Origin of the sequence: Streptomyces sp. NPDC006691 (assembly GCF_042869955.1) — a bacterium.
Taxonomy (GTDB): Bacteria; Actinomycetota; Actinomycetes; order Streptomycetales; family Streptomycetaceae; genus Streptomyces.
The window spans coordinates 29920-55010 of sequence record NZ_JBIAGW010000023.1 but is presented as its reverse complement, the minus strand read 5'-3'; the positions used below and the strand labels follow the sequence as shown (position 1 = coordinate 55010).

At 72.0% G+C, this 25091-nt stretch carries 18 protein-coding genes; 9 read left to right on the top strand and 9 right to left on the bottom strand.

Features of this window, described 5'->3' with window-relative positions:
- Window positions 1-123: 123 nt before the first annotated feature.
- Window positions 124-2739: a serine hydrolase gene (locus ACFYNP_RS33450; protein ID WP_388790871.1), complete on the bottom strand. Its 2616-nt coding sequence runs from the start codon at window positions 2737-2739 to the stop codon at window positions 124-126.
- Between the two features lie 145 nt (window positions 2740-2884).
- Between ACFYNP_RS33450 and ACFYNP_RS33445 the strand changes: the two genes are divergently transcribed.
- The 3 genes from ACFYNP_RS33445 to ACFYNP_RS33435 all read left to right on the top strand — a co-directional run bounded on the left by ACFYNP_RS33445 (window position 2885) and on the right by ACFYNP_RS33435 (window position 5121).
- The gene (locus ACFYNP_RS33445) at window positions 2885-3649 is read left to right on the top strand and encodes a GPP34 family phosphoprotein (RefSeq protein WP_388419965.1); all 765 of its coding nucleotides are present in this window, start codon (window positions 2885-2887) and stop codon (window positions 3647-3649) included.
- Window positions 3650-3876: 227 nt separating this feature from the next.
- The gene (locus ACFYNP_RS33440) at window positions 3877-4746 is read left to right on the top strand and encodes a helix-turn-helix transcriptional regulator (RefSeq protein ID WP_100574024.1); all 870 of its coding nucleotides are present in this window, start codon (window positions 3877-3879) and stop codon (window positions 4744-4746) included.
- A gap of 171 nt (window positions 4747-4917) precedes the next feature.
- Window positions 4918-5121 carry a DUF397 domain-containing protein gene (locus tag ACFYNP_RS33435; protein ID WP_100574276.1) on the top strand — a complete coding sequence of 68 codons (204 nt, stop codon included), beginning with the start codon at window positions 4918-4920 and terminating at the stop codon, window positions 5119-5121.
- A gap of 105 nt (window positions 5122-5226) precedes the next feature.
- On the opposite strand, the gene ACFYNP_RS33430 is transcribed toward ACFYNP_RS33435, so the two are convergent.
- Entirely contained in the window at window positions 5227-6066 is an 840-nt protein-coding gene (locus ACFYNP_RS33430; protein WP_388419968.1) for a hypothetical protein, read from the bottom strand.
- An 81-nt stretch (window positions 6067-6147) separates the two neighbouring features.
- On the opposite strand from ACFYNP_RS33430, the gene ACFYNP_RS33425 reads away from it, so the two are divergent.
- Together ACFYNP_RS33425 and ACFYNP_RS33420 are read left to right on the top strand one after the other, a co-directional pair.
- A complete protein-coding gene (locus ACFYNP_RS33425) occupies window positions 6148-6930 on the top strand; it encodes an SDR family oxidoreductase (RefSeq protein ID WP_388419970.1) in 783 nt (260 codons plus the stop codon).
- Window positions 6931-7318: 388 nt separating this feature from the next.
- The gene (locus ACFYNP_RS33420; RefSeq protein ID WP_388790869.1) at window positions 7319-8923 is read left to right on the top strand and encodes a sodium:solute symporter family protein; all 1605 of its coding nucleotides are present in this window, start codon (window positions 7319-7321) and stop codon (window positions 8921-8923) included.
- Here the strand turns inward: ACFYNP_RS33420 and ACFYNP_RS33415 are convergent.
- The 4 genes from ACFYNP_RS33415 to ACFYNP_RS33400 form a co-directional block, all read right to left on the bottom strand.
- Window positions 8827-9282, bottom strand: coding sequence for a hypothetical protein (locus ACFYNP_RS33415; RefSeq protein WP_388790867.1), 456 nt, complete (start codon window positions 9280-9282; stop codon window positions 8827-8829). The two genes, ACFYNP_RS33420 and ACFYNP_RS33415, sit on opposite strands and share 97 nt — an antisense overlap.
- An 82-nt stretch (window positions 9283-9364) precedes the next feature.
- Window positions 9365-10489, bottom strand: coding sequence for an ADP-ribosylglycohydrolase family protein (locus tag ACFYNP_RS33410; protein WP_388419976.1), 1125 nt, complete (start codon window positions 10487-10489; stop codon window positions 9365-9367).
- A gap of 71 nt (window positions 10490-10560) precedes the next feature.
- Complete coding sequence (locus tag ACFYNP_RS33405) at window positions 10561-13074, bottom strand: tetratricopeptide repeat protein (RefSeq protein ID WP_388790865.1); 2514 nt, start codon at window positions 13072-13074, stop codon at window positions 10561-10563.
- Between the two features lie 124 nt (window positions 13075-13198).
- Window positions 13199-15823, bottom strand: coding sequence for a bifunctional FO biosynthesis protein CofGH (locus ACFYNP_RS33400; protein ID WP_388790863.1), 2625 nt, complete (start codon window positions 15821-15823; stop codon window positions 13199-13201).
- A gap of 210 nt (window positions 15824-16033) precedes the next feature.
- Between ACFYNP_RS33400 and ACFYNP_RS33395 the strand changes: the two genes are divergently transcribed.
- Window positions 16034-17716, top strand: coding sequence for a CocE/NonD family hydrolase (locus ACFYNP_RS33395; RefSeq protein ID WP_388790861.1), 1683 nt, complete (start codon window positions 16034-16036; stop codon window positions 17714-17716).
- A 64-nt stretch (window positions 17717-17780) separates the two neighbouring features.
- On the opposite strand, the gene ACFYNP_RS33390 is transcribed toward ACFYNP_RS33395, so the two are convergent.
- A complete protein-coding gene (locus ACFYNP_RS33390) occupies window positions 17781-18611 on the bottom strand; it encodes a TIGR03619 family F420-dependent LLM class oxidoreductase (protein WP_388790859.1) in 831 nt (276 codons plus the stop codon).
- Window positions 18612-18865: 254 nt separating this feature from the next.
- Here ACFYNP_RS33390 and ACFYNP_RS33385 point away from each other — a divergent pair, with 254 nt between their 5' ends.
- The 3 genes from ACFYNP_RS33385 (at window position 18866) to ACFYNP_RS33375 (ending at window position 21462) form a co-directional block, all read left to right on the top strand.
- Window positions 18866-20389: a CehA/McbA family metallohydrolase gene (locus ACFYNP_RS33385; protein WP_388790857.1), complete on the top strand. Its 1524-nt coding sequence runs from the start codon at window positions 18866-18868 to the stop codon at window positions 20387-20389.
- 89 nt (window positions 20390-20478) lie between these two features.
- Entirely contained in the window at window positions 20479-21096 is a 618-nt protein-coding gene (locus tag ACFYNP_RS33380) for a Uma2 family endonuclease (protein WP_388419987.1), read from the top strand.
- A 42-nt stretch (window positions 21097-21138) separates the two neighbouring features.
- Window positions 21139-21462, top strand: a complete 324-nt coding sequence (locus tag ACFYNP_RS33375) for a putative quinol monooxygenase (RefSeq protein ID WP_388419989.1) — start codon at window positions 21139-21141, stop codon at window positions 21460-21462.
- 32 nt (window positions 21463-21494) lie between these two features.
- Here the strand turns inward: ACFYNP_RS33375 and ACFYNP_RS33370 are convergent, their stop codons facing one another.
- Both ACFYNP_RS33370 and ACFYNP_RS33365 read right to left on the bottom strand, forming a co-directional pair.
- Window positions 21495-22955 carry an aldehyde dehydrogenase family protein gene (locus ACFYNP_RS33370; RefSeq protein ID WP_388790855.1) on the bottom strand — a complete coding sequence of 487 codons (1461 nt, stop codon included), beginning with the start codon at window positions 22953-22955 and terminating at the stop codon, window positions 21495-21497.
- Window positions 22952-24691 carry an amidohydrolase family protein gene (locus ACFYNP_RS33365; protein ID WP_388790853.1) on the bottom strand — a complete coding sequence of 580 codons (1740 nt, stop codon included), beginning with the start codon at window positions 24689-24691 and terminating at the stop codon, window positions 22952-22954. Before ACFYNP_RS33365 ends, ACFYNP_RS33370 begins: the two co-directional genes overlap by 4 nt.
- Window positions 24692-25091 lie beyond the last annotated feature (400 nt).

Below are 25091 nucleotides of genomic sequence, written 5' to 3'. Positions count from 1 at the left end.
TCCGGAAGTCTCTCCGGAAATTCTGCCCCGATTCCAAGGACGCCGTCCCCGCGTCCCCAGTTGCCCGAAGCTAGCACGGGGGCGCCCCGCAGGTCGGGGCGCCCTCGACGCGCTCGGGGGCGGTCAGCCCAGTCGGGTGAGCTTGTCGCCCATGCCCGGCTCGGCCAGCGCGGTCTTCAGCTGGACCGGCGCGGTCAGCCTGCCGTTGCCGCTGCCGATGGACAGCTCGCCGACGACGTCGCCCGCCTTCGCGGAGTGCGGGACGGGCTTGCCGCCGTTGCCCAGGGTGACGTCGACCTTCAGGCCCGGCCAGCCGACCGCCTTGAGGTCCTTGGCCGCCACGACCGGGGTCTTGCCGCCGAGCCCGTCGTCCACGTATCCGACGACATCGCCCTTCTTGACGACGGTCGCCGAGGTCACGGCGTTCTGTACGGACTTGATCAGCGTGTAGCTGTTGGCGATCGCGGCCTTCAGCTTGTTGTCGAGCGTGGTGCCGGTGCGCTGGCCCATCACGACGCCGTAGATCCGCTGGTTCTTGCCGTCGACGATCGTGTCGGCCGCCCACAGCAGGTTGCCGCCGGCCGGCGTCGACGAGCCGGTCTTGATGCCGCTGACGCCCGGCTTGAGCAGGATCGTGTTGTTGTTGTAGATCATCGAGTCGATGCCCGGGATCTTGATCTGGGGCGTGTTGACGATGCCCCGGAACACGTCGTTCTGCATGACCGCCTGGGCCAGCTTGAGCTGGTCGGTCGGCGTGGAGACCGTGGTCTCCTTCAGACCGCTCGGGTCGGTGTACGTCGTGTTGGTCATGCCGAGCGACTTGGCGGCGTCGTTCATCTTCGCGATGAACGCCTCCTCGTTGCCCGCGTCCCAACGGGCCAGCAGCCGGGCCGCGTTGTTGCCGGACGGGATCATCAGCAGTTCCAGCATCTGCTTCTCGGTGAACTGCTGGTTCTTGCGGATCGGCGCCGTCGACTCCTCGGACTTCTTCGCGTCGTCCTCGGCCTGCTGGTCGACCGTGATCTTGTCGCCCTCCTGCTTCCCGCTGATCGGGTGGCCCTTGAGGATCACGTACGCCGTCATCGTCTTGGCCACGCTCGCCAGCGGCGCGGGCTTCTGCTCCCCGTGCGTACCGATCGTGCCCACGCCGTCCACGGCGACCGCGGACTGGCCCTCGGCGGGCCACGGCAGGTCGAGCGCGCCGCCGTCGAAGGAGTACGTCGCCGACGAGGTGAGGGTCAGCTTCGGGTCGGGCAGCGGACGCATGATCTGTACGACCGCGAGGACGACCAGGAGCAGCAGGACCAGCGGGGTCCAGATCTTGAAGCGCCGGACCGTGGAGCGGACCGCGGTCTGCGCCGGGGGCGGGGTGTTGGTCAGCTCGGCAAGGAGGTCGAGCGGGGGCTTCGGCGGCAGCGGCTGCTGCCGGGTCCGCTCGGCCCGGTCCGGTACGGGCCCGGTGGTGCCAGGGGCGGGAGCCGCGCCGAAGCCGGCGGACGGCGGCGGGGTCACCTTCGGCGCCTCGGGCCGTCTGACGGGGGCCGCGGGCTTCTTCGTGCCCGTCCCCGCGTCGTCCGAGCGCAGCGGCACGAACTGGCTGGTCCGCTCGGGGGCGCGCTCGGGAGCCCGCTCGCCGGTGCGCTCGGCCTCGGGCTCCCGCTGGGGCGCGGGCAGCTTGAGCATGGCCGTGGGCTGATCGACGGCCGGGGGCCCGGGGGCCTTGAAGACGGCGGTGGGGTGGTCGATGCCTTCGCCCGCCTTGGGCTTGTCCGCCCCTTCCGCCGCGCCGGCCTCACCTGTTTTGCCGGCCTCGGCGATCTTGGCTGCCTCGGACGCCTTGGCAGCGGGCGCCTTGGCCTCGGGCACCTTGGCGGCCTCGGCCGCGGGCTTGTCCGGGTCGGCGGCATCGGCCTTGGCGGGTGCCTCGGGCTCGGCCGGTTCCTCCGGCTTGGCGGAGCTCGGCTTTGCAGTCGCGACGCCCGCGTCCGGCCCGGCGTCCTTGGCCTCCTCGGCCTCGGCGGCCTCGGTCTCGGCGGCCTCGGTCTCGGCGGCAGGGGCGGCCTCCTCCGACGTGGCGGAGGCGTCGGGCTTGGCCGGGGAGTCAGGCGTGGCGGAGGCGTCCGCGGAGTCGCTCCGCTCGGCGTCGGCCGTGGCGGCGGGCTCGGCCCGCGCATCGTCGGCCTTGCCGCTGTCCTTGCCCCGCTCGACGGACTCGGCCACGACGGCCTTCACCGGCTTCGCCGCGCCCTCGGCCTCACCGACAGCGTTGTCCGCCGCCGGTCCGTCCGGCGTGGAGCCGGCCGCCTTGCCGTCCGTCGCCTTGCCGTCGACCGCCTCGGTGTCGGCCGCCTCGCCGTCCGGCGTCCCGTCGTCCTCCGGCGCCTTGTCGTCCGCCTCCTGGTCGACCCAGGCGGCGACCGCCGCGCGGAGCCGGGAGTCGCCGTCCTCCTGGCGCGGGGCCCGGAAGACCGCGGTCGCCTGATCCACGGAACCCGCGACCGAGCCCGAGCCCGTACCCGAATCAGCCCCGGAACCATTCGCCGCCCGAGCGGCGTCCTTCCCCGTGCCGGAAGGGGACCCGGAAGGGGACGGGGAGTGGGAGCCCGCGATGCGCGGATCGCGTTCGCTCGTAGTCGTCTCCCCCGACGACTGCTGCTGCTCCGACTTGTCGGGGGACTCGCCCGCCACCGATGCCTCCTCCAGACGCCGGGTGGCGTCATTCGAAACTGTCCGAACCATGTACCAGTGTCCCGTGTGCCGGGTAGGACCCCCTGGCTAGACGAGAACGACATACCTGTCGGTTCCCGTACGAACCGCCCAGGCGCTCTCGACAGATGAATGTGAGAGGGGTCACCCTGTCATTCATCCACGCGGGGAGGCATGGATGGGCAGGAGCCGCAGAACTATTCCGGAAGAGCTGTTGCTGCTCGCTCTGGACCCGGCCACGGGTACCACAGCGCAGCCGCAGTCGCTCGACCTCGGCCTCGCCGGAGCCCAGCTAGTGGAGCTGGCTCTGGCAGGACGGATAGCCCCAGACGGGGATCGTATCGCCGTGGTGATGGCACGGCCGACAGGAGATCCGACCTTGGACTCCGCACTGGAACTGCTGCGCAGGCGCGGCAGCCCGGTACGGGCCGTCCACTGGATCGGCGGACCCCGCCTCGGGCTCCGCCAGATTTACCTCGCGCACCTGGAGCGCTGCGGCATGGTCCATGCCGTGTCGGGCCAGATGTGCGGAGTGCTGCCGACGACTCGCTACCAGGCGACGGAGACAGCGATCAGCCGGGACATCAGGGCCCGTCTCGACAGTGCGATCCGCACCGGCGTACCGCCGGACCCGCGGACCGCGGCGCTTGCCGCGCTGGCCCACGCAGTCGGGCTCGGCAAGCACTTGTACCCCGGCAACGAGGGGCGGTCATCGCGCTCCCGTCTCCGGGACCTGATCAGGCACGACCCCATGGGCGGTCTCGTCGCGCACGCCGTGATGGACGTCCAGAACGGTGTGGCCGCTCAGCCACGCCGCAACGGCCAGGCCGGCACCGCCGCGCCGGACCCCGGGAGCCGCCACGCGGCGGCGGCCGGCGTCCCGATGCAGACGCATCAGCAGACGCATCACGGGGTGATGGCCCGGGCCGTGGCTCACCACTAGCGGAACCGGCACCAGACACCACCGGCACCAGTAGTCGCACCACCGCCGCACCGACGTCCCCATGACCCGGTTCGGGAGCCGCATCCAGGAACGCGCGGGGCTGTCCCAACAGCCCCGCGCGTTCGCGTAGTCGCTGTGTGTGGCCGTTTTCCAGCGCAGGCCGGGATGTTGGTGGCAGTCTGCTGAGCAGAAGAACAGAAGAGCCGTGAGCCGGAGGTGCGTTACCCGTGGCGTCCAACGTCAATCCCACCGTCAGGCGGCGCCGACTGGGCCAGGAGCTGCGCAGACTCCGCGAGCTGAAGGGCATGACGGCCGAAGAGGTCGCCGAGCGCCTGCTGGTGTCCCAGTCGAAGATCAGCCGTCTGGAGAACGGCCGCCGCTCGATCAGCCAGCGTGATGTGCGCGATCTGTGCGGGGTCTACGAGGTCGAGGACCACCGGATCGTCGACTCGCTGATGCAAATGGCCAAGGACTCCCGCCAGCAGGGCTGGTGGCACGCCTTCGGCGACATCCCGTACAGCGTCTACATCGGTCTGGAGACGGACGCGGCGAGTCTGCGCGTCTACGATCCGCAGGTCGTGCCCGGGCTGCTGCAGACCCGGCAGTACGCGGAGGCCCTGATCGCCGGGGCGCTTCCGGAGACCGCCCCGACCGACGTCGAGAAGCGGGTCAACGTCCGCCTTCGCCGGCAGGAGCGGGTGAAGGCGACGGAGAACCCGCTGCGTCTGTGGGTGGTCATCGACGAGGCGGCGCTGCGCCGCCGGGTCGGCGACAAACAGCTGATGATCGACCAGCTGGAATTCCTCATCGACCAGTCCCAACTCCCGCATGTCACCGTGCAGGTGCTGCCGTTCAGCATGGGCGCCCATCCGGGAATCAACGGCCAGTACGCGATTCTGGAATTTCCGGATGCCTCGGACTCCAGCGTCGTCTACATCGAGGGCGTCACCAGCGACCTCTACCTGGAAAAGGCCAATGATGTCCAGAAATACAGCGTGATGTACGAGCATCTGCGGGCGCAGGCGCTGAATGTGGACCAGACCCGGGAATTCATTACGAAAGTCGCCAAGGAATACGCCGCCGGCACGGCCGGCTGATCGGGGCGCGGCACGGTACACCCCGCGCGGGCCGGGATGGAAGACCCAACCGGAATATGCCATCCGGTCGAGTGAATGGCCGCCGCACACTACGGAACCTGCGAGTAGCGTCGATCACGTCAACGAAGACCGTTGGACGAGAACGACCAACTGGCAAGAACCGGAGCGATCATGGCCATTCTTCAGGGCGCCACGGACACTTGGACCAAGTCCTCGTACTCCACCGGAAACGGCGCATGTGTCGAAGTCAAGTCTCCCGAGACGCACGCCATCGCCGTGCGGGACTCCAAAGTGACCGCGGGCCCCTCGATCTCCTTCGCCCCCGGCGCGTGGAACGCGTTCGTGGCCGAGGTGACGCGGGACTCCCTCAGCTGACGACCGCCGCAGCCATCGTGATACCCGTCTTACCGACAAGAGCCCTCTCGACTGGTCCGCCGTCCCGGCCGAGGGGGCTCGGCCATGCCCGCGGCACCGGTGCCGCTACCGGAGTTCGTCCACGTAGCGGTCGGTGCCCGGCACGGTGGGGATGAACGGCGCCGCCAACTCCAGCCTCCCCAGACCCGTTTCGGCCACGGCGGTGTCGAGCCCGGTGAAGTGGTCCGCCCAGACCTCGCGCGGGTCCCGCTCCAGGAACCAGAGCAGGGTGAGCCGGGTGCCGACGCCCTCGACCTGCTTCACATAGGTCATGCGGTCCCCGGGCAGCGGCGTCGGCCGGAACACCGTCACCATCGCGGCGGGGCCCCCGGAAAGGCGTCGGGGCAGCTCGCGCGAGCGCAGCCACTCCAGCAACTCCGGCCGGGCGTCGGCGCTTTCGGCGTCGACGACCTGGAGGACCAGGCCCGCGTAGGGGTGGTCAAGGGCGTGGTAGTCGCGCGGTCCCGCCGCACCGTCGCGGTAGACGGTCGCCTCGTGGTCCTGGAACGCCGTGAAGACGTGGGTGCGGTCCTGGTAGACCCGGCCGTCGCGGTTGAGCCGCTTGTTGATGCCGACGGTCCACTTCATGTGCTCGTCGTAGCGCCCGTCGGTGATCCAGTACGTCGAGAGGTAGCAGCCCGTGCCGACCGGCTGGGCGATCGCCGACTTCTCCGGGTAGCGCAGCTCCTGGAGCTCGCGGGTGGCGACCCAGCGGCGCCCCGCGTACATCCAGGGCATGGCCATCGCGCCGGCGTAGTAGTGGTCGTCCTCGTACCAGCGGTTGTACGCGTACTCGTGCCCCGGGTGCGGCTCCACCATGGTGATCAGCGCGTGCCCCGGGCGCACCCCGTAGGGCCCCACCGACGCCAGCTCCGCGTATGCCCCGGGCCGTGTGTCCTCCGTCATGCCGCGTCCCTTCCCTCCGTCACCGGACGGACTTACTCTGACGCCCCGTCAGAAGATGTGCCAGAGCCGGGAGGCGACCGGATGTTGCTGAGTGGGAAGACCGTCATCGTGTCCGGGGTCGGGGCCGGGCTCGGGCACCAGGTCGCCGCGGCCGTCGTGCGCGACGGGGGCAACGCGGTGCTCGGCGCGCGCACCGCGGCCAACCTCGTGAAGTCGGCGGCCGAGATCGACCCGGACGGCGCCCGCACCGCGCATCTGCCGACCGACATCACGGACGAGTCCCAGTGCGAGGCGCTCGCCGCGCTCGCCGTGGAGCGCTTCGGCGGAATCGACGCGGTCGTCCATGTCGCCGCGTGGGACAGCTACTTCGGCGGTTTGCAGGACGCCGACTTCGCCACCTGGCAGCAGGTCATCGACGTGAACCTGCTCGGCACCCTGCGCATGACCCGGGCCTGCCTGCCCGCGCTCAAGGCGCGCGGCGGCTCGGTGGTGGTCATCGGCACGCAGTCGTCCGTGGCCTCACCCTCCCAGGTGTGGCAGGCGGCGTACGCGGCGTCCAAGGGGGCGCTCACCTCCGCGATGTACTCCCTGGCGCGCGAGCTCGGCCCCGACCGGATCCGGGTCAACACGGTCCTGCCGGGCTGGATGTGGGGGCCGCCGGTGCAGGCGTACGTCCAGTTCACCGCGCACACCGAGGGCGTGCCCGAGGAGGAGGTGCTCGGGCGGCTCACCGAACGCATGGCGCTGCCGGAGCTGGCCACGGACGGCGACGTGGCCGACGCCGTGGTCTTCCTGGCGTCGGACCGGGCCCGCGCGATCACCGGCCAGTCGCTCCTGGTGAACGCCGGAGAGCTGATGCGGTGATGTTCGAGCACCTCAACCGAGGTGTGTGCAAGGTCGGTTGGCCACCTGTCTCTCTCGACCGCACGGGACCCGCATCCCGTGCGGTCGTTCACGTCCGTACGCGCCGGGGTGGGCGGAGTCTGACGAAGCGCCCGCTCATCGTGTGGCCGTCGTCGCGTGCCCGACAACACCCTCGAAGGTAAAGGCGATGCAAAATCGTTCGCCTTCGTGACCTTCGTTCATATCCCTGACCCAGTGATGTCTTGACCACTCCTCCAGGAACGGGGTTCAATCCCTCAAGTCCCCACGCCCGCACGGGACTCCGCCGAACCGGATCACTGACGAACGCATCCGAGTTCCTTGACGTCTTTCAACGACGTTCACAAGGCGGACCCCTGGGAGGGGGCACATGAACAGTCTCGACTGGGCCGTGCTCATCGCTTACTTCGGCGTGATGGTCGCGATCGGCATCTGGTCCCACAAGCGGGTCGACGACGTCTCCGACTTCTTCACCGCCGGCGGCAGGATGCCGTGGTGGCTGTCCGGCATCTCGCACCACATGTCGGGCTACAGCGCGGTGATGTTCACCGGCTACGCCGGCATCGCCTACGAGTACGGCGTCACGTCCTTCGTGACCTGGTCCTTCCCCATAGCCGTCGGCATCGGCATCGGGGCCAAGCTCTTCGCGCCCCGGCTCAACCGGCTGCGCTCCCGCCTCCTGGTGGCCTCTCCGCTCGAATACCTCAAGAACCGCTACAACGTCTCCACCCAGCAGGCCCTCGCCTGGTCGGGGCTGCTTCTGAAGATCGTCGACGTCGGCGCCAAGTGGGCGGCGATCGCCACGCTGCTGTCGGTGTTCACCGGCATCCCGATCACCCAGGGCATCCTCGTCACGGGCGCCATCACCGCCGTGTACTGCACGGTCGGCGGCCTGTGGGCGGACGCGCTCACCGAACTCGGCCAGTTCATCATCCAGTTGTTCGCCGGGATCGCGATGCTGATCGCCGTCATGGGCAAGCTCGACGGAGTCTCCACGCTGTGGACCGTGTGGGACAAGCTGCCCAGCGGTCATGGCCACGCCACCGCCGGTCCGTACACGGTCACGTTCCTGATGGCGTTCCTCTTCATCAAGACCTTCGAGTACAACGGCGGCATGTGGAACCAGGCCCAGCGCTACATGGCCACCGACTCGGCCCGCTCGGCGACCCGTTCGGCCTGGCTGTCCGCCGTCCTGTGGGCGGTGTGGCCGACCGTGCTCTTCTTCCCGATGTGGTGCGCGCCGCTGCTCGTGCACGCCAAGAAGCCCGACGGGTCCGACAGTTACGCCCTGATGACCGAGACGCTGCTGCCGCACGGCATGCTCGGCCTGGTCGTCGTCGGCTTCTTCTCGCACACGATGGCCATGTGCTCCTCGGACGCGAACGCCATCTCGGCGGTCTTCACCCGGGACGTCATGCCGGTCCTGTCGAAGTCGGCCCGGGTCTGGAACGCGCGCGCGGGGCTCGTCGCGGCGCGCCTGTCGACGCTCGTCTTCCTCGGTCTGTCGATGACGGTCGCCACGCAGGTCGACTCGCCCGCGTTCAAGGACATCATCACCGTGGTGATCAAGTGGGTGGCCGGACTCATGGGGCCGATCGCGATCCCGTTCATGCTCGGCATGCTCAAGTCGTTCCGCAGGTCCGGTCCGACGGCGGCGCTCACCAGCTGGGCGGCCGGGCTGCTCGCGTTCTTCTTCGTCAACTACGACCTGGACGGATCGCAGAGGACCGGTGTCGCGCTCCAGTGGCAGGTGTCGGTGCCGCTGGCGATCTCACTCGTCCTGTACATCGTGGTCGGCCTGCTCAAACCGGAGGACACCCCGGAGCGGGACGCGCTGCTCGCGCGCATCAACTCCGATGGCGGCGGCCCTGGTTCGGATCAGCCGACGATGTCGGGCTCGTCGTCGGCCGAGCCCGAGCCCGAGCCGGAGTCCGAGCCGGAGTCCGAACCGTCGTCGCCGCCGCGCGCCGGGTAGGCCGCGTCGCGGTGCGGACCCCAGCGGTCCCACTCGCCCTGCCCCTCGTCGTCGTGCTGCGGCGGGCAGTGCTGGCCCTCGGTGTCCTCGCGCTCGTCCATCACCATGTCGTCGACGGCCTGCTGGGCGTCCCGGGCGTCGTACGGGGGAAGTTCGTCGCCGCGCGCCGAGGGGTCGGCGAGGGCGGGCTCGTCCCCGGCCTGGACGTACTGGGACTGTTCGGCGTCGTCGGAGGGGGCCGCGTGCGAGGATCCGGCGCCGGTGCCGAGCAGCGCGAGGGCGACCAGCGGAGCCGTGAACCAGCGGGCCGCCAGGGGGCGCCGGCGGCACGCGGTGCGGGCGGAGGGGTACGGGGTCATGACGACGACACTGGCGAACCCCCTCGCGTGCGCGCGAGGGACACGCGGCATTTGAGCCAATCCTTCGCCCTTACGAGTGGTTTCAGCCCCTCGGGTAGCGCAGCAGCCAGCCCGCCGTGTTGACGGCGGGACCGTGCAGCGCGGGCCCCTGCGTCATCTCCATCGCGAAGTCGTCGGCGAGTTCGAGCAGCGTCGAGCGGCCTTCGAGCTGGGCGAGCCAGGCGGGCGGCAGCGCGGTCTCGCCGTGCATCGCCCCGAGCAGGCTGCCGCAGACGGTGCCGGTGGCGTCGGACGGGCCGTCGTGGTTGACCGAGAGCAGCAGCCCGTGCCGGATGTCCTCGCCGACGAGCGCGCAGTACACGCCGATCGCGAGGGCCTCGGGCGCGCTGTGGCCGGTGCCGAGGGTCGCGACCAGGGCGGGGCTCGGCATGCCCTGGCGTACGGCGCCGAGCGCGTGCTGGAGCGCCTCGGTGACGCGCTGGTGCCCGGGGCGCACGGCGAGCTGGGCCAGGGTGCGCTGGACGGCACCGTCCATGGACTCGCCCCGGGCCAGCCCGTGCACGATGACGGCGAGGGCGCCCGCCGCCAGGTAGGCCGCCGGGTCGCCGTGGGTCTGCGCCGCGCACTCCACGGCGAGCTGGAGCACGAGCTGCGGCTCCCAGCCCACCAGGAGCCCGAAGGGGGCGGAGCGGGTGAGGGCCGCGGGGTCGTCCGCGTTCGGGTTCTTGGGCTGGTCCAGGGTGCCCATGAGGTCGTCGCCGAGCCCCACCAGACAGGCCTTGGCCGGGTCACGGCGGGCGTAGAGCCACTCCTCGCGGGCCAGCCAGCCGTTGTCCTCGCGGCGCTCGTCGGGCCCCCAGTCGCGCTGGGTGGCGGCCCACCGCAGATGCGCCCGGTGCACATCGGTGGGCGGGTGCCAGGCGCCGGTGTCGCGGCGCACCTGGGCGCGTATGAGCCCGTCGACGGTGAACAGGGTGAGCTGGGTGGCCGCGCTCACCGCACCCGGTCTGCCGTACACGGGGACGAGATCGCCGAGCGCGTCCGGGCCGTACCGCTCGCGGATCTCGCTCAGGGCGAGGGTGGCGACGCCCGCGCCCAGCGTGTCCCCGATCGCCCCGCCCAGCAGAGTGCCCCGTACCCGGCTACGGAAGTCCTGCTGTTCGGCGCGACCCCAGACGGGTGCGGTGGCTCCGGCTGCTGCGCTCATGCGGCAGCACGGTACCTGAACGGATGCGCCCGTTTAAGAGGGCCAATTGACCGGCCCGGGACGAAGCCCGATCACGGCCGGGGGGTGGGGCCGGGCACGGGCCGGGCGGCCGGATAGGCGGGGTCGCCCTCGTCGGCGGGCAGCGGGCCGCGCGGGATGCCCCGGGCCGTGTCCGCCTGCGCGGCGCGCGCCAGGTCGGCGAGCGCCTCCCGCTCCCGGCCCTCGGCCCGGTGCAGCCGGGCCCGCTGCTCGTACGCCCACCGGTAGCCCGGCACCAGGGCCACCGCCCGGTCCAGGTCGGCGAGCGCCTCGGTGCGCCGGCCCAGCTCGGCCAGCGCCACCGCCCGGCTGCCGAACGCCCACGCGTAGCCGGGGTCGAGCGCGAGGGCCCGCCCGTAGGCGGCGACGGCCTCCTCGTAGCGGGCCGCGAACCGGTAGACGTCGCCGCGCTCGCCCAGCACCCACGCCCACGACGGCGAGAGCCGCTCGGCCCGGTCCAGGTCGGCGAGCGCGCCCTCGGTGTCGCCCAGCTGCCCCCGCACATGGGCCCGGCGCACCAGCGCCCAGCCGTAGTCGGGGTCGATGAGCAGCGCCCGGTCGAAGTCCTCCAACGCCGTTACGGGGCGGCCGAGTTGGGCGTACGCCTGGCCGCGGCTGCCGAGCGTGAGGGCGTCGGACGGGTCGAGCGCGAGGGCCCGGCACAGCTCGGTGACGGCGTCCTCGTAGCGGCCCGCGCGCCGGTGGGTCTCGCCGCGCTCGCGGGGCGCGCGGGCGCGGCCGGGCTCCAGTTCTTCGAGCCGGTCGAGGTCGGCGAGGGCCGCCGCCCAGTCGCCGACGGCCCGGTGGGCCACGGCCCGGCCGTGGTGCGCGTCGGCGCTGGACCCGTCCAGGGTGAGGGCCCGGCGGTAGTCGGCCAGGGACGGCTCGTACGCCTCGGTCCTGAAGTGGCCCCAGGCCCGGGCGATGTACACGGCGACCCGGTCCGCGTCGGTGAGTTCGGGGCGGGCCAGCATCATGCCGAGGACGTCGATGCCGTGCCTGCGCTCGGCGGCCAGGGCGGCGAGGCAGGCGGCGCCCCACTTGCGCAGCGCCTCGCGGTTGCCGTCCTCACCGGCCTCGGCGATCACCCGGGCCCAGCGGCGCGCGGTGACCGTGCCCTGGCGGCAGGACTCGATGCCGTCGCGCAGCGCGTCCGCGAACGCGCCGGCCGGGTCGGCGCACAGCCGGTGGTAGAGCTCCTCAAGGCGCGGCTCGCGCCAGGCCTCGTCCCGCCAGCGTCCGCAGGACGGTCCTTCGGCGGCGGCCCGCTCGCGTCCGTACCAGGCGGCCAGCCGCTCGTGCCCGGCCCGCCAGCGCTGCGGTGACGAGGTGCGCTGGAGGCGCTGCATCGGGGCGCGGACGACGTCGTGGTACTTGATGCGGCCGCCCTGGTCCCGTACGAACGGCAGGGAGCGCAGCCAGTCGAAGAGACCGGCCGCGTCGCCGGTCACGGCCGCCCGGAAGACGTCCTCGTCGAGCCGGCGCGGCAGCGCCCCTTCGAGCGCGGCGGAGCGGCGCACCGGGTCGGGCTCCCACTTCAGGAACCGCTCCACCGCCGTGGCGCTCGGGTCGCCGATGTCGCCGGGGGTCGCCGGACTGCTGCCGGCGAGAGTGCTGACGAGTACCGGGAGGCGCCCGGAGAGGCGCAGCACATCGCGGACGACGTCCTCCTCCACCACGCCTTTCGCAGCCAGCAGTTGACGGGCCTCGTCCTCCGTGAAGGGTTCGAGCGGGAGGTCGGTGGCGTAGTCCGTGGCGGCGGGCCAGCCCAAGGGGTCGGGGCGGCCCTGGCCGGACAGGGTGAGGACGGTGTTGGCGGGCAGACCGCCGTAGCGGTCGGTGGTGACCAGATCGCACAGCCAGCCGTCGAGGTAGGCGCCGGTGCGCTCGTAGGTGTCGAAGAACAGGGCGATCCACGGCACCTGCGCGGCCACCCGGCCCAGCTCCTCGACGAACACCGGCGTGAGCACGCGCAGCGGGTCCAGGACGAGCTGGACGTCCTCCTGGCGCCCCAGGCGTGCGCTGAGCGCCGCCCTCAACCGCTCGGCGCCCTCGGCCAGTTGGGTCGCGTCGACGGTGGTCGCGAGCACCCCGACCCCGGGCACCAGCCCGATCCCGGCGAGGCCGGCCTGCGCCGCGACGACCGCCCCCGCCGAGGGCCCCGACCCGGCCCCGCCGCCCGCGCCCGCCGCCTCGGCCTCGTAGCGGCGCTGCCGGTAGGTGGCCAGAATGCGATCGAGCGCCTTGAGCGGCGAGCCCTGGCGGGCGAACCGGGCGCTGATCGCACCCATGGCCTCGGGGACGCCGTCCACGCTCTCGTCGGTGTAGGCGGTCAGCACCCCGCGCTCGACGGCCGCCTGCTCCAGCTCCCGGACCAGGAACGTCTTGCCGACCCCGGCGTTGCCGTGCACCCGGAACACGAACCGGTGCCGCTCGTCGTCGACGGGAATGTCGAAGTTCCGCCGGAACAGGGCGAGTTCATCGCGCCGCCCCACGAATCCGGCGCGCTTGCGCCGCCGGATGAGCTCCTGCATCGAAGGCCGCACGCCCCCCACCTTCCCCCACTCCCCACCGGCCGAGGCCGGCTCGCTCCCCACCTCGACCATATCGGGCGGCGCCGGACCGCACCTGTCCGAAATCGGCCTGGTGCGCGCCGCCCGACAGGTCCGTTCAGTCCCCCAACACCGGCAGCAGCTCCGGCAGATGACCGTCCGAGGCGTGCGCGGCCGTCATGCGCTCCGGCGGGACCTCGCCGTACAGCGTGGTGCGCGGGCGGGAGGGGCGGCCCGCCGCGTCCGCGATGGCGACCAGGTCCTGGATGGAACGGTACGAGCCGTAACTGGAGCCCGCCATACGGGAGATGGTCTCCTCCATCAGGGTGCCGCCCAGGTCGTTGGCACCCGAGCGCAGCATCTCGGCCGCGCCCTCCTGGCCCAGCTTCACCCAGCTGGTCTGGATGTTGGGGATGTGCGGGTGCAGGAGCAGGCGCGCCATGGCGGTCACCGCCCGGTTGTCACGGGCCGTGGGGCCCGGGCGGGCGATGCCGGCCAGATACACCGGGGCGTTGGTGTGGATGAAGGGCAGCGTCACGAACTCGGTGAAGCCGCCGGTCTCCTGCTGGATGCGGGCCAGCGTGCGGAAGTGGCCCAGCCAGTGGCGGGGCTGGTCGACGTGCCCGTACATCATCGTGGAGGAGGAGCGGATGCCCAGCTCGTGGGCGGTCTTCACCACCTCGATCCAGGTGGCGGTGGGCAGCTTGCCCTTGGTGAGGATCCAGCGGACCTCGTCGTCCAGGATCTCCGCCGCCGTGCCCGGGATCGAGTCCAGACCGGATGCCTTCGCCTCGGTCAGCCACTCGCGGATCGACATCCCGGTGCGGGTCGCGCCGTTGACGACCTCCATCGGCGAGAACGCGTGGACGTGCATGCCAGGGACGCGCTCCTTGACCGCCTTCGCGATGTCGAAGTAGGCGGTGCCGGGCAGGTCGGGGTGGATGCCGCCCTGCATGCAGACCTCGACCGCCCCGACCTCCCAGGCCTGTTCGGCCCGGTCGGCGACCTGCGAGAGCGAGAGCGTGTACGCGTCCGCGTCCGTGCGGCGCTGTGCGAAGGCGCAGAAGCGGCAGCCGGTGTAGCAGACGTTGGTGAAGTTGATGTTCCGCGTGACGATGTACGTCACCTCGTCGCCCACCACCGACTTGCGGACGTCGTCCGCGACCCGGCACAGCGCATCCAGGGCCTCGCCGTCGGCGTGCAGCAGCGCGAGCGCCTCGTCGTCGCTCAGCTTCGTCGGGTCGTCGGCGGCGACCGAAAGGGCCTGGCGCACGTCCGCGTCAATGCGGGAGGGCACCATGCCCGGCGCCGCCGCCTCGCGCAGGGCCGCCCAGTCTCCGTACACCGAGTCGAAGTCCTCGCGGCGGTCGCCGGTGCGGCCCTCGGTGTCGATGGTGTGGTGCAGATCGGTGCGGCCACTGGCGGCGAAGCCCTCGTCGGGCTCCTGCCACGGCAGCCCGCGCACCTCGGCGCCCTCGTTCGCCAGGCCCGTCTGCGGGTCGGCGAGCGCGCGCACGTGCGGCAGCAGCCGGGGGTCCAGCCACGGCTCGCCGCGCTGGACGAACTCCGGGTAGATGCACAGCCGTTCGCGCAGCGAGAACCCGGCCGCGCCGGACTTCTCGGCGAGCTCGTCGATGCGCGGCCAGGGCCGCTCGGGGTTGACGTGGTCGATGGTGACCGGCGAGACCCCGCCCCAGTCGTCGATGCCCGCCCCGATCAGCCGGCCGTACTCGCCCGCGACCAGGTTCGGCGGCGCCTGGAGACAGGCCGAGGGGCCCATGATGTGCCGGGCCACCGCCACCGTGGCGACCAAGTCGTCGAGTTCGGCGTCGGGCATGCCCCGCATCGCCGTGTCCGGCTTCGCGCGGAAGTTCTGGATGATGAGTTCCTGGATGCCGTGGTACGAGCGCGCGATGCGGCGCAGCGCGAACAGCGAGTCCGCGCGCTCCTCGTACGTCTCGCCGATCCCGATGAGCAGCCCACTGGTGAACGGCACCGACGAGCGGCCGGCGTCCTCCAACACCCGCAGCCGCACGGCCGGTTCCTTGTCCGGGGAACCGTAGTGCGGGCCGCCCGGCTCGGACCACAGCCGGGTCGCGGTGGTCTCCAGCATCATGCCCATGGAGGGCGCGACGGGCTTGAGCCGCTGGAAGTCGGTCCACGAGAGCACCCCGGGGTTGAGGTGCGGGAGCAGGCCCGTCTCCTCCAGGATGCGGATCGCCATGGCGCGTACGTACGCGATCGTGTCGTCGTAGCCGTGCGCGTCCAGCCACTCGCGCGCCTCGGGCCAGCGGTCCTCGGGCTTGTCGCCGAGCGTGATCAGGGCTTCCTTGCAGCCCAGTTCGGCACCCTTGCGCGCGATGTCGAGCACCTCGTCGGGGGACATGAACATGCCGTGGCCGGCCCGGCGCAGCTTGCCGGGCACGGTGACGAAGGTGCAGTAGTGGCACTTGTCCCGGCACAGCCGGGTGAGCGGGACGAACACGCTCTTGGAGTACGTGATGACGCCCGGCCGCCCCGCTGCCGCGAGGCCCGCGTCGCGCACCCGGGCGGCGGACGCGGTGAGGTCGTCGAGGTCGGCGCCCCGGGCCTGGAGCAGCACGGCCGCCTCGGCGACGTCCAGCGCCACCCCGTCCCTGGCGCGTTTCAGCGCGCGCCGCATCGAGTTGGCGGTCGGTGCGGCGGAGGGCCGGTGGGCCGCGTCCGGTCCTTCTGCCTGCGGGGGCTGCGCGCTGGAAGTCATCCTCCGAGGATACGAGCGCGCCTTCGCGACGGGGCCCCCGGCGTCCCGCCCGGCCCTCCGGCACCACCCGGGGAGCGTTTCCGGCCGATCCCTGCGAAAAGCCCCCAATACGCTGCGCGTTCACCTAGATACTGGGAGTCGCTCCGGGCCCGAGCGGCGACACCCGTGCAACGACACCCGCGCAAGTCGACGAACTGGAGTGGGACCGACGTGACTTCAAAGGGAACGCAACCGGACGCCGTCACCAGCCTGTACCCGGAACTGGACGAAGGCGCGCTCGCCCAGGTCGTCCAGGCCCTGCGCAGCGGCGACACCTCGCAGCTCTCCCCCGCGCGGGCGGCCGAGGTCTGTGAGGCGCGCGCGGCCGCGACCTTCCGGGACGGGGTGAAGGTGCCGGTCGGCGAAGGTGTGGAGCTGGACGCCGCGTTATGGCTGCACAAGGGCGAGGGACCGCACCCGCTGATCGTGATGCCCTCGCCGTGGGCCAAGCAGGGCTGGACCGTGTATGCCGTGCAGGCGATGCGCTTCGCCCGGCGCGGCTACCACGTACTGGCCTACACCGCGCGGGGCTTCGGCGAGTCCGGCGGCGAGGTCGAGGTGGCCGGCGAGGCCGACGTCACCGACGGCATCAAGGCCCTCGACCACCTCATCGAGCAGACCTCCGGCGCGATCGGCCGCGTCGGCTTCCTCGGCGACTCCTACGGCTCGGGCATCAGCCAGCTCGTCGCCGCCGAGGACCCCCGGGTACGGGCCGTGGTCGCGCTCAGCACCTGGGGCGATCTGGGCGAGGCGTTCTACGAGAACGGCACCCGGCACGTGGCCGCCGTGCGCACCCTGCTCGGCGCGGCCGCGACGGCCCGGCTCAGCGAGCGCACCCAGCAGGCCTTCGACGACGTCCTGGCCAACGAGAACGTCGAGGAGACGCTGCGGTGGGCGGCCGAGCGCTCGCCATTCCACCGGGTCGGCAAGCTGAATGAGCGTCAGGTGCCGGTGCTCTTCTCGCAGGCCTGGCACGAGACGCTGTTCCCGGGCAACCAGACCCTGAAGACGTTCAACGCGCTGAGCGGTCCCAAGCGGCTGCTCTGGTCGATCGGCGACCACTCGGGCCCCGAGATGACCGGCATCCTCGGCCTGCCCAACCGGATCTGGCAGGAGGCGCACCGCTGGTTCGACCAGCACCTCCTGGAGGCGGACGACGACGAGAGCGCGGCCGCCGCCTTCGACGAGGCGTCCGGCGCCGAGGACCAGGTGGTCAGCGAGATCATGTGGGGCCGGGGTCTGGAGTCCCGGCCGACCTGGGACGCGGCCACCGGCACCCCCGAGCGCTTCCATCTGACCGGCCCCGCCGAGGGCGGCAAGGACGGCGGGCTCCTGGACAAGCCCGCCAACGGCTGGCACACCACGTTCCGCACCGGCACCGACACCCCGGCCACGGTCGCCGACCAGATCCTGGTCACCGGCTACGCCGAGCTGGCCGGCCTGCCCAAGGCGTACCGCACCGGGAAGATCGACCGGGAGGCGGCCGGGGTGTGGACGACCGCGCCGCTGCCCTCGCGCCAGCTGCTGCGGGGCGTGCCCCGGCTGCGGCTGACGGTGGCCCCGAGCGCGGCGGACTCGACGTTCGTGGCGTACCTCTTCGACGTCAACGCGCTCGGGATCGCCCGCATCATCACGCACGCCCCGTACACCGTCCTCGGCGCCGCCCCGAAGGAGCCGGCCACCGTCGACATCGCGCTCCAGGTCACGGGGTACGACGTGAAGGCCGGGCACCGCCTGATGCTGGTCCTGGACTCGGTGGACCCGTTCTACGGCCCCGCCGCCGAGACCCCCGGCACGATCACGGTCACCTCGCCCGACGAGGACCCGTCGTACCTGGAGATCCCGCTGGCCTGAGGCGGACCGGGGGCGGTCCGGCGTTCCGGGGCCGCCCCCGCCCCCGCCACTGACGCCGGGCCGCCTACAGGTACCGGGCGTACTCGTCGAGCACCTTGAGCACCGAGGTCTCGTCGGCGGACGGCAGTTGGAGCACGACCTCGTCGATGCCGAGGTCCGCGTAGTGCGCCAGCTTGCCGGCCTCCGGCAGGACCGCGTACGGGACGACCTGGAGGTCGCCCTCCGCGCGCCCGGCGTCCGCCCACACCTGCCGCAGCACGGGCAGCGACTCGCTCAGGCCGCGCCCGCCGATGGGCAGCCAGCCGTCCGCGTACTCGGCGATGCCCGCGAACAGCTTCGGCCCGGCGGCGCCCCCGACCAGGGTGCGCGGCGCGCCGCCACGGTGCGGCTTGGGGTACGCGTACGAGGCCCGGACCGACCCGAACTCGCCTTCGTGGGGCGTGGGTTCATCGGCCCACAGGGCGCGCATGAGGGCCATCCGGTCCCGGACGAGGTCGCGCCGGGTCGTCCACTCGACGCCGTGGTCGGCGGCCTCCTCCCTGTTCCAGCCGTAGCCGAGCCCGAGTGTGAAGCGCCCGCCGGACAGATGGTCGAGCGTGGCGATCTGCTTGGCGAGGTCGATCGGGTCGTGCTGGGCGACCAGGGTGATCCCGGTGCCGAGGTGCAGGCGCTCGGTGACCGCCGAGGCCTGGCCGAGCGCCACGAACGGATCGAGGGTGCGCCCGTACTCCGCCGGCAGCTCCCCGCCCGCCGGGTAGGGAGTGGCCCGCTCCACCGGAATGTGGGTGTGCTCGGGCAGGTAGAGCCCGGCGAACCCGCGCTCCTCCAGCTCGCGGGCGAGGCGGACGGGGGTGACGGTCTGGTCGGTGAGGAAGATCGTGACGGCGATGCGCATCGGCATACCTTCCGGTCGGTCCGCGGTGGGGATCACTTCCTATCCCCAGGGCCGCGAGGCCGCAAGGGATGCCCGCCGGCCGTGTCCGCGCGCCGCGCGAATCGGACACGGTCCCTCAACTCCCGGACTCCCCGCGTTCACCCGCGGGTACCACAGTGGGCAGGCGACCGGTGGGGGCGACCGCCCCCAGCCGGCCCCTTCGATTCCCGCCCCGCTCGACTCCTCCCCCTCTCGACCCGTTGGGAGCTCAGCTCATGACCGAGAACGGATCCGGATCCATCGGCAGACGCGGCCTCATCGTGACGGGCGCGGCCACCGCCCTCACCCTGGGAACCGTGAGCTTCGCGAACGCGGCGCCGAGCGGCGGGGCCGGCGGCGGCCGCCCCGACGAGACCAAGGTGGTGCGCGGCACGCTGCCGTCCGGCTCGCCCGACTTCGTGTACCTCCCGGTCGAAGTCCCGCACGGGGTAAGGGAGTTGGCGGTCTCGTACGCGTACGAGAAGACGCCTGTACCGGCCGGCACCCAGGGCAACGCGCTCGACATCGGCATCTTCGACGAGCGGGGCACGGCCCTCGGCGGGGCCGGGTTCCGCGGCTGGTCGGGCGGGGCGCGCAGCGCGTTCTTCATCCGCGCCGACGACGCGACCCCCGGGTATCTGCGCGGCCCGGTGCGCGCCGGGACCTGGCACATCGCGCTCGGCCCCTACACGGTGGCCCCGCAGGGCCTGCCGTACACGGTGACGGTCACCCTGAAGTACGGCGAGCCCGGCACGAGCCCCGCCCCGGTCTATCCGCCGGTCCGGGCCAAGGGCCGGGGCCGGGCCTGGTACCGGGGCGACTGCCATCTGCACTCGGTGCACTCGGACGGCGGGCGCACCCCGGCCGAGATAGCGGCGCTCGCGCGCGCGGCCGGCCTGGACTTCATCAACACCTCGGAGCACAACACCACTTCGGGTCACCGGGCCTGGCAGGGCCTGTGGGGCGACGACCTGCTGATCATGACGGGCGAGGAGATAACCACCCGCAACGGCCATGTGGTCGCCCTCGGCACCGAGCCGGGCCACTTCATCGACTGGCGCTACCGGGCCCGGGACAACCGCTTCGGCCGCTTCGCGCGCGAGGCCCGCGCGGCGGGCGGCCTGGTCGTCCCGGCCCACCCGCACGCCACCTGCGTCGGCTGCGGCTGGAAGTTCGGCTTCGGCGACGCGGACGCGGTGGAGGTGTGGAACGGCCCCTACACCCCCGACGACGAGGTCACCCTCCAGGAATGGGACAACACCCTTGCCGTCGCCGCCCGTTCGAACAGGCCGTGGCTCCCGGCGATGGGCAACAGCGACGCCCACCGCGACCCGGACCGCGTCGGCGGCCCGCAGACGGTGGTGCTGGCCGACGACCTCTCCCGCGAGGCGATCCAGGCGGGCCTGAAGGCGGGCCGCTCGTACGTGGCGGAGTCGGCGGCGGTGTCGCTCTCGTTCTCGGTCTCCGGCGGCCACGGCCAGCACGCGGGCATCGGCGGACGCCTGCGGGCCGGCGCGGACGAGCCGGTCACGGCCCGCCTGGAGGTGACCGGCGCCCCCGGCTGCTCGGTGTCCTTCGTCACGGACCAGGGCACCCTGTACACGACCCCGCTCCCCGCCTCGGGCACCGGCACGGCCGAGTGGGCGACCACCCCCTCGTACGCGACCTACATCCGCGCCGAGGTCCGCCACGCCCCCGCGACACCGGGCCTGCCGGGCCCCCTGACGGCGTTCACGAACCCGGTGTTCCTGGAGGGCTGACACAACACCCGACGTAACCCCGTCACCGTGCGTATCGTTGTACTGCGCGGCTGTGTTCGTTCGAGAAGCGGCCGGGGAGAAGCGCCACCATGACCGTTGTCGACGACCGGATCACGGACGACGAGACCGACGACAGGATCGAGATGGCCGAGAACAGGAACAACGAGCGCATGCTCGACACGCTGTTCGAGTCATTCCAGAAGACACCCGCCCTTGAGGGTTATCGCATCGACATTGTCGAGGGGGACGTCTTCATGACGCCGCAGCGGAGCATCCACTGGGACATCATTGCGGACATTTTTGAACAAATGAGGAAGAAGTTTCCACGGAAGCGCCTTCTCTCCGATGTCCGGATCGACTACCCGGGACACCTGAACGGCTTCTGCTCGGACGTCATCCTCGTGTCCGAGGCCTCCGTGGAGCACGGCGCACGACGCTTCGTCCACGACGACGTGGAGTTCGTCGCGGAGGTGGTTTCGAAGGGCACCGGTGCCAACGACTACGGTCCCAAGCGGATCGCCTACGCGAAGGCCGAGGTCCCGGTCTACGTGATCGCCGATCCGTATCAGGGCAAGTGCCACGTCTACACCCAGCCCAAGATGGGGGACTACGTCAGCGAGCTCAAGGTGCCCTTCGGGAACGACCTCGACCTGACCGGCACGGTTGTCGACCTCGTCCTCTCGACGGACGAGTTCCCCCGGGAATGATCCGGTTTGCAACCAAACGGCCCTTACCGGCACGGTAGGGGCATGATCTTCATCGCTGTCCGTTTCACCGTCCGCCCCGAGCACGCCGACAACTGGCTCACCATCGTCGACGACTTCACCCGCGCCACCCGCGCCGAGCCGGGCAACCTGTTCTACGACTGGTCGCGCAGCGTGGACGACCCGAACCAGTACACCCTGCTCGAAGCCTTCGCCGACGACGCGGCGGGGGCGGCGCACGTCGACTCCGAGCACTTCCGGGCCGGGATGGAGGCGATGGCCGGCGCCATCGCCGTCACCCCGGACATCATCAACGTCCAGGTGCCCGGGCAGGGCTGGAACAAGATGGCCGAGCTCCAGCCCAAGTAGCACCCGGGGGGCCCGGGAAGTCCTGGGAGCGGCTAGCCGGGCCAGACGATCGACTGGATCTCGCTGTACGCGTGCAGCGCGTACGAGCCGACGTCGCGGCCCACCCCGCTCTTCTTGAAGCCGCCGAACGGCGCCTCCATGTTGCGGCCGATCGTGTTCACGCCGACCCCGCCCGCGCGGAGCCGGCGCGCGACGCGGAAGGCGCGGGCCACGTCCCCGGACCACACGTAGTCGAGCAGGCCGTACTCACTGTCGTTGGCCAGCGCGACGCCCTCCTCCTCGTCGTCGAAGGGGATCACCACGACGACCGGGCCGAAGATCTCCTCGCGGGCCACCCGCATGTCGTTGGTGCAGTCCGCGAGGAGGGTGGGGGCCACATAGAAACCCCGTTCCAGTGGTGGGCGCTCGCCGCCCGCCACGACCGTGGCGCCCTCCTTGCGGCCCAGTTCCACATAGGACTCCACGCGGTCGCGGTGTGCGGCCGAGATCACCGGGCCGACCACCGTGTCCCGCGCGGTGGGGTCCCCGACCTTCAGGTACCCCGCGTACCCCGCGAGCTTCTCGACCAGCCGGTCGTGCACGCCCCGCTGCACCAGGACCCGGGTCGGGGCGGTACAGATCTGGCCGCTGTAGAAGGAGAAGGTGGTGCCGATGCCCTGGACCGCCGAGTCGAGGTCGGCGTCGTCGAAGACCAGGGCCGCGCCCTTGCCGCCCAACTCCATCAGCTGCCGTTTCATGTGGCGCCCGCACACCTCGGCAATGCGCTGACCGACGGCCGTGGAGCCGGTGAAGGACACCATGTCGACGTCCGGCGAGTCGACCGCGGCCTCCCCCACGGCGGGCGCGGACCCGGTGACCACGTTCACCACCCCCCGCGGCACCCCCGCCTCCGCCAGCGCCTCGGCCATCCTGAACACCGACAGCGGGTCCTGCGGGGCCGGCTTCACCACAACCGTGTTGCCCATGGCGAGCGCGGGCGCGACCTTGCCCGCCGGATTGGCCCACGGGTTGTTGTACGAGGTGACACAGGTGACCACGCCCACCGGCTGCCGCACGGCGAGCGCCCCGAACACCCCGGCCCTGCCCATCGGCCCGGCCTCGTTGATCTGCGGCACGAGCGGCTGCTCCACCGGCTCCAGGGCACCCCGCGCATACCGCCGGAACCGCGAAACACCCACCGCCACCTGCATGCCGCGCGCGGTGGCGGTGGTGGCTCCGGTCTCGGCGCGGGCCAGTTCGGCATGGGCGGCGAAGTCGCGCTGCATGAGCTCGGCGGCGCGGTCCAGGATCGCGGCCCGCTCCTCGGGGCGCGTACGCGACCACGGCCCGAAGGCCTCCCGGGCGGCGGCCGCCGCCTGGTGGACCTGCTCCCGGCTCGCCTCGGGCGCGAGCCCGACGACCTCCTCGGTGGCGGGATCCAGCACGGGGTAGTGGCCCCCGTCGGGCGCGACCCATTCCCCGCCGATGAACAACTCGCCTTCAGACAGGCTCATTTGGTGCTCACCGTCCTGGTGTCGCGGCCCGAACGCAGCACCGTGCCCGGCACGGCCCCCGTCACCCGGTCGTCCCGGAGGGTCTCGACGCCGTTGACCCGGACCGAGACGACACCGATGGCCTTGGAGTCGAGCCGGGGGCTGTCGCCCGGCAGGTCGTGCACGAGGGTGGCCGGGCCCGCCTCGATGCGCTCGGGGTCGAACAGGACGAGGTCGGCGTGGAAGCCCTCCTCGACCCGGCCCCGTTCCCGCAGCCCGAAGAGCCGGGCGGGGTCGTCGGTGAGCATCTGCACGGCCCGCTCCAGGGGGACGAGCCTGCGCCCGCGCAGACAATCCCCGAGGAAGCGCGTGGTGTACGGGGCGCCGCACATCCGGTCCAGATGCGCCCCCGCGTCCGACCCGCCGAGCAGTACGTCCTCGTGCTCCCAGGTCTCGCGGCGCAGCGCCCAGGTGGCGGGGTCGTTGTCGGTCGGCATGGGCCAAAGGACCGTCCGTAGGCGGTCGTTGGCACAGATCTCGACGAGACAGCGGAAGGGGTCGATCCCTCGCTCGGCGGCGATGTCCTGGACCACCCGCCCCGAAAGACCCTCGTTCTCCGGGCTGTAGGTGTCACCGATGACGTACCGGCCGAAGTTGGCGAGGCGGCGGAAGATCCCGGCCTCCTTGCTGTCGGCGCGGCGCAGCATCTCGGCCCGTACGTCCGCGTCGAGCAGTTGGGCGATGCGCTCGGGGACGGGCAGGGCGAGGATCTCGCCCCAGCCGGGGATGAGGTTGAGGGCGCAGAAGGTGCCGAGCGACATGTTCATGGGCGTCAGGATCGGCATCGTGAGCGCGACGATGCGGCCACCGGCCTTGCGGGCGCGCTCACTGGGGACGAGCTGGCGCGGTACGCGCTCGGGTACGGCGGCGTCGATGGTGAGGACGTTCCAGTTGAGCGGGCGCCCCGCGGCGGCGCTCATCTCGACGAGCAGGTCGATCTCGTCGTCCGCGAACTGGTCGAGGCAGCCGGCGACGATGGCTTCGAGCTGAGTGCCCTCGTGCTCACCGACCGCCCTGCTGAGGGCGAGGAGTTCGGCGGGCTCGGCGTGCCGCGAGGCGACGGGCTTCCCGTCCCCGTCGGAGTGGGTGGAGGACTGGGTGGTGGAGAGCCCCCAGGCCCCGGCGGCCATGGCGTCGTGGAGCAGCGCGAGCATGGCGTCCAGCTGCTCGGGGGTGGGCTGCCCGCCGACCGCGTCCGGGCCCATGACGTGCCGGCGCAGCGCGCAGTGGCCGACCATGAACCCGGCGTTGACGGCGATCCGCCCGTCGAGCGCACGGAGGTACTCGTCGAAGGTGGACCACCCCCAACTCACGCCGTCCTCCAGGGCCTTGAGGGACATCCCCTCAACCTTGGACATCATGCGGCGGGTGTAGTCGGCGTCCTCGGGGCGCTCGGGGTTGAGGGGGGCGAGGGTGAATCCGCAGTTGCCGCCGGCGACGGTCGTGACGCCGTGGTTCATGGACGGGGTGGCGTACGGGTCCCAGAAGAGCTGGGCGTCGTAGTGGGTGTGCGGGTCCACGAACCCGGGGGCGAGGACGAGGCCGGTGGCGTCCTCGCTGCTCGTGGCCTCCTCGGTGACGGTGCCGGGCGCCGCGATGACGGCGATCCGGCCGCCGCGGATCCCGACGTCGGCCCGGCGGGCCGGGGCGCCGGTCCCGTCCACGAGGGTGGCGCCCTTGATCAGGTGGTCGAGCATGGGTTCCCTTTCTCGGTGGGTGCTGGCCCCCGGGGGCGGTGGTACGGGTACGGGGTTCGCCCCGGCGGGGCGGGTCGGGTACGGGGTTCGCCCCGGCGGGGCGGGTCGGGCACGGAGTTCGCCCCCGGCCGGGGGTCGCCGCGAATGGCCTCCGGCCGGGGGCGGTTACGAGGCGGCGGTCCGGGAAGACACCGCCCCGCGTCTGTTCGGGGCATCGGGCCGGTGGGGCCACTCCCCGGGGCTCCGCCCCGGCCCCGGGGATTCCCCCACCCCGCCCCTTCCCGAGACCCTCCGGGGGTGGAAAGCGTCAGACCCTCCGGGGGTGGAAAGCGTCGGGCGCGCTGCCGGCTGCGGGCCGGCGGTGGCCGTTCGCGCAGTTCCCCGCGCCCCTTGCCCCGCT

Bases quoted from the DNA above. Each gene is read 5' to 3' on its own strand.
- ACFYNP_RS33445 (WP_388419965.1), top strand. From the start codon at position 2,885: ATGGGCAGGAGCCGCAGAACTATTCCGGAAGAGCTGTTGCTGCTCGCT.
- ACFYNP_RS33425 (WP_388419970.1), top strand. From the start codon at position 6,148: ATGTTGCTGAGTGGGAAGACCGTCATCGTGTCCGGGGTCGGGGCCGGG.
- ACFYNP_RS33400 (WP_388790863.1), bottom strand. From the start codon at position 15,823: ATGACTTCCAGCGCGCAGCCCCCGCAGGCAGAAGGACCGGACGCGGCC.
- ACFYNP_RS33370 (WP_388790855.1), bottom strand. From the start codon at position 22,955: ATGAGCCTGTCTGAAGGCGAGTTGTTCATCGGCGGGGAATGGGTCGCG.
- ACFYNP_RS33430 (WP_388419968.1), bottom strand. From the start codon at position 6,066: ATGACGGAGGACACACGGCCCGGGGCATACGCGGAGCTGGCGTCGGTG.
- ACFYNP_RS33415 (WP_388790867.1), bottom strand. From the start codon at position 9,282: ATGACCCCGTACCCCTCCGCCCGCACCGCGTGCCGCCGGCGCCCCCTG.
- ACFYNP_RS33435 (WP_100574276.1), top strand. From the start codon at position 4,918: ATGGCCATTCTTCAGGGCGCCACGGACACTTGGACCAAGTCCTCGTAC.
- ACFYNP_RS33385 (WP_388790857.1), top strand. From the start codon at position 18,866: ATGACCGAGAACGGATCCGGATCCATCGGCAGACGCGGCCTCATCGTG.
- ACFYNP_RS33390 (WP_388790859.1), bottom strand. From the start codon at position 18,611: ATGCGCATCGCCGTCACGATCTTCCTCACCGACCAGACCGTCACCCCC.
- ACFYNP_RS33375 (WP_388419989.1), top strand. From the start codon at position 21,139: ATGATCTTCATCGCTGTCCGTTTCACCGTCCGCCCCGAGCACGCCGAC.
- ACFYNP_RS33380 (WP_388419987.1), top strand. From the start codon at position 20,479: ATGACCGTTGTCGACGACCGGATCACGGACGACGAGACCGACGACAGG.
- ACFYNP_RS33450 (WP_388790871.1), bottom strand. From the start codon at position 2,739: ATGGTTCGGACAGTTTCGAATGACGCCACCCGGCGTCTGGAGGAGGCA.
- ACFYNP_RS33410 (WP_388419976.1), bottom strand. From the start codon at position 10,489: ATGAGCGCAGCAGCCGGAGCCACCGCACCCGTCTGGGGTCGCGCCGAA.
- ACFYNP_RS33365 (WP_388790853.1), bottom strand. From the start codon at position 24,691: ATGCTCGACCACCTGATCAAGGGCGCCACCCTCGTGGACGGGACCGGC.
- ACFYNP_RS33420 (WP_388790869.1), top strand. From the start codon at position 7,319: ATGAACAGTCTCGACTGGGCCGTGCTCATCGCTTACTTCGGCGTGATG.